The sequence below is a fragment of the Roseitalea sp. genome (assembly GCF_984466335.1).
Map to the genome: position 1 here is coordinate 1 of NZ_CFIFWG010000114.1, position 10,161 is coordinate 10,161.

The following is a 10,161-nucleotide window of genomic DNA, read 5'->3' on the forward strand; positions in this document are numbered from 1 at the left end:
GGCAAGTGCGCACGAAGCGCCCGCGCCCGATCCGCTTGACCGGCGAGCCGGCAAACAGTTTACGGAAGGCCGGATCGTCCAGCATCAGCAGGTCGGCCAGCGGCGGCGATTTCAAATCGTCGCGCGCGCGCAGCCGGGCCTCGCGCGCAACGCCCGCATATTTGTTCCAGGGGCACACCGCCAGACAGTCGTCGCAGCCATAGATGCGGTTGCCCATGGCGGCGCGGAACTGTCCGGGGATCGGCCCCTTGTGCTCGATCGTCAGATAGGAGATGCAGCGCCGCGCATCGAGCCGGTAGGGCGCGGGGAACGCATCGGTCGGGCAGACGTCGAGGCAGGCCCGGCACGAGCCGCAATGGTCGGTTTCGGCCGCATCGGCGGGCAGCGCCATGTCGGTCAGGATCGCGCCCAGGAAGAACCAGGAGCCCAGATCGCGGCTGACCAGGTTGGTGTGCTTGCCCTGCCAGCCAAGGCCCGCCCGTTCGGCGAGCGGCTTTTCCATCAGCGGCGCTGTGTCGACGAAGACCTTCACGTCCGCGCCCGTGCGCGCGGCGAAGCGGCCGGCGGCCTGTTTGAGCTTGCCCTTGATGACGTCGTGATAGTCGCGATTGTGGGCATAGCAGGAGATCGTCGCCCGATCGGTCCGGCCGACGGCCCCAAGCGGGTCATAGTCGTCCTCGGGCCCGTAGGCCATCGCCACCAGGATCGCCGAGCGCGCCCGCGGCCAGAGCATGCGCGGGTCGGCGCGCCGGTCGCGCGTTTCGGCCATCCAGCCCATCGTGCCGTGCCAGCCGGCGGCGAGGAACCGGCCGAGCCCGCTCGCGGCCCGCTCGATCCGCGCGGCCGGCGCGATGCCCACGGCATCGAACCCCAGGGTCTTGAGGTCCCCTTCGATGAAGGCGCGCGCCCGGTCGGGATCGCTCAGACGCTGTTCGGCGACATGCGGCATGGCCGGAAACTATGCGCAAACCCCTCAGAAATCGAGATCCGCATAGTGCGATGCGGGCGTCAGGCCGCGCACACGGTCGGCGAGCAGCGGGCGGAACGAGGGGCGCGACTTGACGCGGCCGTACCAGTCGCGCGCCTGCGGCGCCTGGTTCCAGTCGATCTCGCCCATATAGTCGAGCACCGAGACCGCCGCGCCGGCGGCCATGTCGGCGGCCGAAACGGTCTTGGCCCCCAGCCAGTCGCGCGTGCCGGCGAGCCAGTTCAGATAGCGCAGGTGCTGGCGCACATTGGCGCGGGCGGCGCGCATGGCCGCGCTGTCCGGCGAGCCGCCGCCCTGATCGGCCCGCATTTGCAGCTTGTAGACCCGTTCGCGCACCAGCGCGCGCAGGACGTCGGCATCGAGCTTGCCGATGAACCAGTCGACCAGCCGGCGGACCTCGGCCCGCTCAAGCGGGGATTGGGGCATCAGCCGTCGTTCGCGCGCCATGACGCCGCGGGTCTCGTCGAGATATTCGGCGATCGGAAAGGCGCCGCACACCGAGACGCCGGCCTCGGCGACGAGCACAGGGATCGTGCCGGCCGGATTGCGCGCCAGGAACGCGGCCCGCCGCTCCCAGGGGCGCTCTTCCCGCAGGTCGGCCGTCACGCCATATTCGGCCAGCAGCAGGCGGACGAAGCGGCTTTGCGCGGACATGGGCTGATGGTGCAGGATCATCGCGTGCTCACGGACCGGACGTTGGGGGCGCGGGCAGTGATAGGCGCTCGGCCGCCCTGGCGCAACGGCGGCTCACGAAGCGGCGAAGGCGTCGATTTCGGCAAGCGTGGGCAGGTCCGCGCCGCGCCGCGTGCAGGTCAGCGCCGAGGCGCGCACGGCGAAGCCGGCCATGCCGGCGATGTCGGCCCCGCGCGCCCGGCCCCTGTCCAGCAGCCCGGCCGCGGCCAGCGCGTGCAGGCAGGCGGCCATGAAGGTGTCGCCCGCGCCGACGGTGTCGACCACGTCGACGGCGACGCCGGGGACATGGATCAGCCGCCCATCGGCGGAGGCGGCGATGGCGCCGTCCGGCCCGCGCGTGACGAAGACGAGATCGGCGCCGGCGGCGAGCGCCTGCTCGATAAACCATTCGAACGGCTTGCCCGGCCACAAAAGGCCGATGTCCTCGTCGCTCGCCTTGACCAGCCCGGCGAGGGGCAGCATCTCGCCGATGCGCCGGCGCCAAAGGTCCAGATCGGGCACGACCATGGCGCGCACATTGGGATCGAACGAGATGAAGCGGCGGCCGGCCTCGCGCTCGGCGAATGCGCGCAAGGTCCCGCCCGTCGGCTCGAACACGGTCGCGAACGAGCCCAGATGGATCGCCGCGACCGCGTCGTCGAGCGTTTCGGGGATGTCGGACGGTTCCATGGAGCAGTCGGCCGTGCCGTTGCAATAGATCGAATAGAGCGGGTGGCCGTCCGGCCCGGTCTCGATCAGCGACACCGTCGTGGGATTGCCGGTCGCAACGCAATAGCGGTCCGAAACGCCGTTTTCGTCCATGAACGCGCTCAGGCGCCGTCCGAGCATGTCGGTCGAAATGCGGGTGAACAGGCCCGCCTCGTCGCCCATGCGCGACAGGCCGAGCGCGACGTTGAGCGGCGAGCCGCCGACCACGCCGTCGATCGCAACGCCATGGCGGCCGAACGAATCCGAAGCGCGCGCAAACATGTCGAACAGCGCCTCGCCGCAGGTCAGTATCATGTGCCACAGCTCCCCAGATGGACGATCGTACCGGTGCGAATCGACGTCTCCGCCGCCTCTCCCATCTCGACGGCGCGCGCCCCGTCCGTCAAGCTGACCTCCGGCCGCCCGCCCTCGCGCACGATCCGCGCAAAGGCCCGGTGCTGGTAATAGGTGCCGCCATGATGGTCGCCGGCGGCCAGCACATGGTCGTCGACATGGATTTGCTCGCGCAGCGGCGCCTTGTCGGCGCGGGGCGAGACGACGATCTCGGAGACGCGCTCGACCGCGCCGGGCCAGAAGCGCGCGGGACCGGGCACCAGGGCCTCCACCTTGCCCCGGGTTCCGGTGACGGCGACATGCTCCTGCCACCAGGAGCCTTCGGCGAACATGCAAAGGTCGAGCGCGGCGCGCATGCCATTGTCGAAATCGACGATGATGAAGGCATTGTCGATGACGTCGGGCACGCCCTCCTCATGCACCTCGTCCTTGTGGTTCACGTCATGGGCGCCCGAGCCGAATACGCGCACCGGCTCGGCGCCGGTGATCAGCCGCATCAGGTCGAAGAAATGGCAGCATTTTTCGACCATCGTGCCACCGGACCGGCGCGAGAACCGGTTCCAGTTGCCGGGCTTGACCAGGAAGGGATAGCGGTGCTCGACGATCGAGACCATCTTGATGTCGCCCGCCGCCCCGCCGCGCAACTCCTCGATCAGCCGGGCGACGGGCGGCATGTAGCGATACTCCATCGCCACCCAGACCGGCGCATGGCGGTCGTGCGCCCTCAGGGCAAGGTCGCGCGCCTGGGCGGCCGAGGTCGCCGACGGCTTTTCGAGCAGGATCGGCACGCCCGTCTCAAGCGCATCGACCATGATCGCATGGTGGGTGTCGTTGGGGCTGACCACGATCAGCGCGTCGACCGTTCCCGCCGACAGCAGGTCCTTGTGGTCGGCGAAGGCCCGCACGCCCGGCATGCCGGCCCGTTCGGCGGCGTCGAGCCCCTGCCGCCGCATCTGCTGGCGCGGATCGGCGATGGCCGTGACCGTCGCCTCGTCGATGAGGGCGATGTTGCGGATATGCTCCTGCCCCATCATCCCGGTGCCGATCACGCCATAGCGCAAGGTCATGCGTTCTTTCCAAGCCGATCCGCGCCCTGCGAGCGGCGCGCTTGAAGCGCCAAAGCCCGTAGCGCGCGGCCGGAGCGCCGGCAAGACAAATATGGTTGAATGGTGAAGGAATGCGGCGGGCCGGCGCGCCCTCAGCCGGAGGCGGCCGGACCGGCGGCCTTGCGTTCGAGCCGGCGCGCATGCAGGATCGGCTCGGTGTAGCCCGAGGGCTGCGCGCGCCCCTTGAGCACCAGATCGAGCGCCGCCCGGAAGGCGATCGATCCGCCGAAATCGGCGGCCATCGGGCGGTAGTTCGGATCGTCCCGGTTCTGCCGGTCGACGATCCGGGCCATCTTCTCCATGATCTCGACCACCTGTTCCTCGCCGACCACGCCGTGATGGAGCCAGTTGGCGATGTGCTGGGACGAGATGCGCAGCGTGGCACGGTCCTCCATCAGGCCGATATCGTTGATGTCGGGAACCTTGGAACAGCCCACGCCCTGGTCGATCCAGCGCACGACATAGCCCAGAATGCCCTGCGCGTTGTTTTCGACCTCGCGGATCGTCTGCGCATCGCTCCACTTGCGGTAGCTGGCGAGCGGAATGTCGAGAATCGCATCGACATGGGCACGCCGGCCGGCGGCCCTGAGCCGGGCCTGGACGGCGAAGACGTCGACCTGGTGATAGTGCAGCGCGTGCAGGGTCGCCGCCGTCGGCGAGGGCACCCAGGCGCAATTGGCGCCGGCCTTGGGATGCTCGATCTTCTGCTCCAGCATCGCCGCCATCAGGTCGGGCATCGCCCACATGCCCTTGCCGATCTGCGCGCGGCCCGACAGGCCGCATTCGAGGCCGATATCGACATTGCGGTTCTCGTAGGCGGCGATCCACCACTTGCGTTTGATGAGGTCCTTGCGGCTGAAGGGACCGGCCTCCATCGATGTGTGGATCTCGTCGCCGGTGCGATCGAGAAACCCGGTGTTGATGAAGGCGAGGCGGTGCCGCGCGGCGCCGATGCACGCCTTCAGATTGACGCTCGTGCGCCGCTCCTCGTCCATGACGCCGAGCTTGACGGTGTGGCGCGGCAGCCCAAGGCCGTCCTCGACGCGGGCGAAGATCTCGTCGGCGAAGGCCACCTCGTCGGCGCCGTGCATCTTGGGCTTGACCACATAGACCGAGCCGTGCAGCGAATTGCGCGCGCCGTCGTCCTTGTTCAGGTCGTGCATGGCGATGAGCGTGGTGACCATCGCGTCGATCAGGCCCTCGAAGACCTCGTTGCCGTCGGCGTCCAGGATGGCCGGGCTGGTCATCAGATGGCCGACATTGCGCACCCAGAGCAGCGCCCGGCCCTTGACGGTCTTCTCGCCGCCATCGGGCGCCACATAGGTCCGGTCCGGAGCCAGGCGCCGCGTCACCCGCCGGCCGCCCTTGTCGAACGTGGCGTCGAGATCGCCCTTCATCAGGCCGAGCCAGTTGGCATAGGCCAGCACCTTGTCCTCGGCATCGACGCAGGCGACCGAATCCTCGCAGTCCATGATCGCCGAAAGCGCGCTTTCGATCACCACGTCGGCGAGCAGCGCCCGGTCGCGGCTGCCGATCGGATGGGCGCGGTCGAAGATCAGTTCGACATGCAGCCCGTTATTGACCAGCAGCACCGCGTCGGGCGCTTCGGGATCGCCTCGATAGCCGGCAAACTTGTCGGGCTGGTCGAGCGACAGATCGTCGACCAGCAGCGCGCCGCCCTCGACATGGTAGCGGCGCGCGTCGGCATGGCTCGTTCCGGCCACGGGAAAGGCCCGGTCGAGGAAGACGCGCGCGCGCGCGACGACGCGGGCGCCGCGGCCGCGGTCATAGCCGCCCGGCTTCGGCCGCGTGCCCATCGCGTCGGTGCCGTACAGCGCATCGTAAAGACTGCCCCACCGGGCATTGGCCGCGTTCAGCGCATAGCGCGCATTGGTGACCGGCACGACCAGTTGCGGGCCCGCCACGCTCGCGATCTCCGGATCGACATTGGCCGTTTCGATCTCGAAGTCGGGACCCTCCGGCTCAAGGTAGCCGATCTCTTCGAGGAACCGCCGGTAGGCGTCGTGATCGTGGGGCCTGTTGCGCCGGTTGCGATGCCATTCATCGATTTGCGCCTGCAACGCCTCGCGCCTTTCCAGAAGCGCGCGGTTTTTCGGCGTCAGGTCGGCGACCATCGCGGCAAGGGCCCCAAAGAAACGGTCGGCGTCGATTCCCGTGCCGGGCATCGCCTCGCCGACAAGGAAATCGTGCAGGCCCTTGTCGATGTTCAGCCCGTTGCGTTCGATGCGTTCGGCCATTGCCGCCTCCTCAAGCCGGTTTCGTGGCGCCGCGCCGGGTTGCGTCGCGCCGCACAGTAAGCGTTCCGCGCTTACGGGCGGCCCGGCATTTCTGTCAATTCGGCGAAAATGAGAAACATCGTTTCCATAGGGGAAAAGATCATCCGCCCGCGGGCCGGCCCGCCGCTGTGGCGGTCACGGTGGCGGCGACCAGGCGGGACGTGTCCTCGACCGTGGCGACATCGATATCCTCGGTGAGGGAAACGGCGACCTCGCCCGCCCCGGCGGCGCGGGCACGCTCCCTGGCCGCCTGGCGGCAGGCGCGCCGCGCCGCTTCGAGCGCCGCGTTTTCATCGCGATGGACGCGCGCGGCCATGCCCGTGCCGACGCCGGTGACGATGAAGCCCTCGCCATCCTCGGACGGTGCGACTTCGGCGGAAACGCGGATGCGGACCTGCCCGGCGACCGCGCCGATGGCGTTGGCGACGTCGGCATGTTCCGGGATCACGGCCTCGATGCCGAGCAGATCGGCGACCGCCGGATAATAGGCCGAGGCGCCGGCGCCCAGCCCGACCAGCGGCCGATCCAGCAAAAGCGCCGTGCGCACCAGCGCGCCCTTGCGGTCGAGCGCGCGCCGCACGATCGCCGACCGCGCCAGATCCGTCCCTTCGACGCCGTCCTCGGCGAAGGCGGCTTCGAGGATACGCTCGGCGGACAGCCGTTCGAGGCGGGCGACGACGCGCCGGGACATGTCCTCGGCGCTTTGGGCGAGCGGCTTGCCGTAGCCATCCCTGCGGCGCGCCATGAGCATCGCGCCAAGCCACGCGGCCGGCATGTCCCAGTGGGTGAAGCGGCCGAGCACATGCTGCGCATCGGACGGGGTGAACCCGCCGATCAGCGCAAGGCCGCGCGCGGCGAGGCGGTCGAGCGTGGCCAGTTCGGCGGTCGAGCGCAGCACGGCGTCGAGCGGCAGCGGGGCGTCCGTCAGGCGGGCAAGCAGGTCGGCCTGAGAGCGGCCGAGCCCGCCGGCGGAGTGCCCGGACAGGCCGGCGCGCAGGGCGAAGCGGCCATCGAGACGGCCGGGAAGCGCGGTGCCCGTCTGCCGTTTCAGCACCGGAACGATCCGGTCTGGATGGAGGGTCTCCAGAAGCGACAGCGGAACGAGCCGGCGCGGGCCGAGGCGGATTTGCGGGTCGAGCGCGCCTTCGTCGTAACCGGCCTCGCTGTCGCCGCCGAGCCCGTGGGTCCGCACGGCGACCGCCTCGACCATGGTGCGATGGCCGCCGACCACAGCGCCCGCCGGATCGAGCCTTGGCCGGCCGCCGTCGAGAAGGGCGATGTCGGTGGTGGTCCCGCCAATGTCGGCGACGTGGGCATCGTCGCGCCCGGTCAGGAACCGCGCGCCGACCAGGCTGGCGGCGGGGCCGGACAGGATGGTCTCGATCGGGCGCAGGCGGGCGAAATCGGCCGATACGAGCGAGCCGTCGCCCCGCACGACCATCAGCGGCGCGCCGATGCCACGGTCCGCCAGGAACCGGCGCGTCGCCGCGATCAGATGGTCGATCAGGCCGATCAGGCGCGCATTGAGCAGGGTCGTCAGGGCGCGGCGCGGCCCGTCCAGCCTGGCGGAGAGCTCGTGGCTGCACGGGACCGGGGCATCGGTCCGGCCGCGGATCAGATCGCCGATGGCGATCTCGTGCTCGGGATTGCGGATCGCGAAATAGCCGGCGACCGCGAACGCCGAGACATGCGCGGCCAGCGCGTCGAGCCGCGCATCGAGCGGCTCGGGATCGAGCGGGCTGGCGCGCCCGTGGGTGTTGTGCCCGCCGGGCACGAAGACGACCGGATCGTCGCCGAGCGCCCGCCGCAGGCCCGCCTTGTCCAGGTCATGCGCGTCAAAGCCGATCATGACCAGCGCCGCGGGGCCGCCCTGGCCCTCCACGAGGGCATTGGTGGCAAGCGTCGTCGAGATCGAGACAAGGCCGATCGCCGCCGGATCGGCGCCGGCCGCACGGATCGCCGCGTCCGCCGCCTCGGCGATGCCGACCGACAGGTCGTGGCGCGTGGTCAGCGCCTTGGCCTTGGCGATGACGGTCTCGGACGCGCCGTCGAAGACGACCGCGTCGGTGAACGTGCCGCCCGTGTCGATGCCGAGGGAAAGGGACATTCTTTACGCCGATGGTGACCGGCGGGGTCTTACCAGCCGCCGGGCACATTGAGAAGCCGGCGGCCGCGGCCGCCTATCGTTTCGTCACTTTCATCGGCAGGCCGTTCTGCGCCTGCACGGTCAGCTTCTGCACCGGCCAGGGCGCAAGGCCCGGCGTCGGCTCGAAGCGGAATTCGTCCAGCATCAGCGCCAGCGCGATCACCGCCTCCTGAAGGGCGAAGGTCGCGCCGATGCAGATGCGCGGGCCGACCCCGAAGGGCAGATACTGGAAGCGGTCGATCCTGTCGCGGTTCTCAGGCCAGAAACGGCTGGGCCGAAAGGCGTTCGGATCGTCCCAGAAGAGCCGGTGGCGATGCAGCACCCAGGGCATGATCAGCACGGTGGTCCCGGCCTTGATCTCGACCGTGGTGCCGTCCTTTAAAACGAACGTTTCGTCCTCGACGGCCATGCGGTTGATCGAGGGCGCGGGCGGGTAGAGCCGCATCGCCTCCTCGAAGGCGGCGCGGGTCCTGGGCATCTTCTCCGGCCATTGGACGGGCGGCGGATCGTCGGCGAGGACCAGAGCGATTTCCTCCTCGACGCGCGCCCGCTCCCGCGGCGCGTTGGCCAGGAGATAGAGCGTCCAGCCGAGCGCGCGCGCCGTCGTCTCGTGGCCCGCGCCGATGAAGGTGATCAGATTGTCCTCGATCTCGTCGGCCGTCAGCCCGTCCGGCCCTTCGGCGTTCAGCAGCAGCGTCAGGAAATCGTTCCGGACCGCGCCCGGATCGTCGCTTATGCCGGCGCGCCGGGCCTCCATCGTGTCGCGCACGATCGTGCGGAACTTGGCGAGCGTCGCCTTGCCGCGCAGGCGCTGGATGCGCGGGAACCATTCGGGAGCCTTGAGCAGATCGAGCGGATCGACCTTGCCCATGGTCGACAGGAGCCGGTCGACATCGTCGGCGAAGTCGACGCCGGCGGTGACCACCTCGTCGGAGAACAGCGTGAACGCCAGGATCTGATAGGTCAGCTCGGTCATGTCGACGGCGATGTCACGCGTTTGGTCGTCACGGTTCCGGTATACGTCGAGGAATTCAAGGGTTCGCGCCTTCATCATATCGGCGAAGCCCTTGATGTGCCGGGGCGTGAAGACCGGCGCCATCGCCTTGCGCGAGCGGCGCCAGACCTCGCCCTCGGCGGTCAGCAGCCCGTCGCGCAGGATCGGACGCAGGATCAACTGGCGCACCCGCGCCATGGGGTAGTTCTTCTGATTGTCGACGAGCACGCGCCGGATCAGTTCGGGATGGTTGCAGATCAGCGTCGTCTCGTTGAGGAAGCGCGCCGTGATGTGCGTTCTGGTGTAGGACGGCTCGCCCCACAGTTCGATCGGGTTGCGCATCACCGTGCGGATGACCTCAAGGCGCGTGGGCACATGGGTGCGCGGCACCGGATGGGGCGGCACGAAGGCGGTGTCCATGGCGATCGATCCTCGGCTCTGGACTCAATATGGGCGCGGCCGGGCGGTCGTCAAAGCCCATCCCCGGCGGCGGCGGCCGGAAACAGCGTGGCCGCGTCGCCCGGCCGCCAGGGCCGATACCTGGCCATGATCGCGGCGAACCGCGCCGATTCCAGGAACCGGTCGAGCCATGCGATCAGGTTCGGCCAGGGCCGGGCGTCGAACCAATTCCGGTCGACATGGGCGAACTGTCGCACGAAGGGCAAAAGCGCAATGTCGGCCAATGTCGGCCGGTCGCCGATCAGCCAGCCGCTCGCAAGGCGCGCCTCATAGTCCGACAGAATATCGGCGGCGATCGTCCGCTGCGCGGTCCGAACGATTGTTTCGGCTGCGTACCGGCCAGGATATTTATAGCGATCGAGCGCCGCCTTGAACGCGCCGTCATTGACGGCGATCAGGTCGTCGCGACGTTTGCGCAGCGCCTCATAGGCGAGCCA

Annotated in this window: 8 protein-coding genes; all 8 read right to left on the reverse strand. The window is 69.3% G+C overall.

The genetic code is table 11. The features are described from left to right. On the reverse strand, positions 1-949 hold a 949-nt coding region (gene queG / locus AC5E6L_RS10875), incomplete at its 3' end, for a tRNA epoxyqueuosine(34) reductase QueG (protein WP_491773233.1). 24 nt (positions 950-973) lie between these two features. Then, complete coding sequence (locus tag AC5E6L_RS10880; protein ID WP_491228539.1) at positions 974-1,663, reverse strand: glutathione S-transferase family protein; 690 nt, start codon at positions 1,661-1,663, stop codon at positions 974-976. 72 nt (positions 1,664-1,735) lie between these two features. Beyond that, entirely contained in the window at positions 1,736-2,683 is a 948-nt protein-coding gene (locus AC5E6L_RS10885) for a carbohydrate kinase family protein (protein WP_491228540.1), read from the reverse strand. After that, positions 2,680-3,789, reverse strand: a complete 1,110-nt coding sequence (locus tag AC5E6L_RS10890; protein ID WP_491773236.1) for a Gfo/Idh/MocA family protein — start codon at positions 3,787-3,789, stop codon at positions 2,680-2,682. The genes AC5E6L_RS10885 and AC5E6L_RS10890 overlap by 4 nt, the downstream gene beginning before the upstream one ends. 131 nt (positions 3,790-3,920) lie before the next feature. Then, a complete protein-coding gene (locus AC5E6L_RS10895; RefSeq protein ID WP_491773238.1) occupies positions 3,921-6,086 on the reverse strand; it encodes a malate synthase G in 2,166 nt (721 codons plus the stop codon). A 139-nt stretch (positions 6,087-6,225) separates the two neighbouring features. Continuing rightward, positions 6,226-8,232 (reverse strand): hydantoinase/oxoprolinase N-terminal domain-containing protein, encoded by a 2,007-nt coding sequence (locus tag AC5E6L_RS10900; RefSeq protein WP_491773240.1) that lies wholly within the window; start codon positions 8,230-8,232, stop codon positions 6,226-6,228. A gap of 73 nt (positions 8,233-8,305) precedes the next feature. After that, entirely contained in the window at positions 8,306-9,685 is a 1,380-nt protein-coding gene (locus AC5E6L_RS10905; RefSeq protein ID WP_491773242.1) for a cytochrome P450, read from the reverse strand. 50 nt (positions 9,686-9,735) lie between these two features. Continuing rightward, positions 9,736-10,161, reverse strand: a 426-nt coding sequence (locus tag AC5E6L_RS10910) for a glutathione S-transferase C-terminal domain-containing protein (RefSeq protein ID WP_491773244.1), incomplete at its 5' end; no start/stop codon positions are given.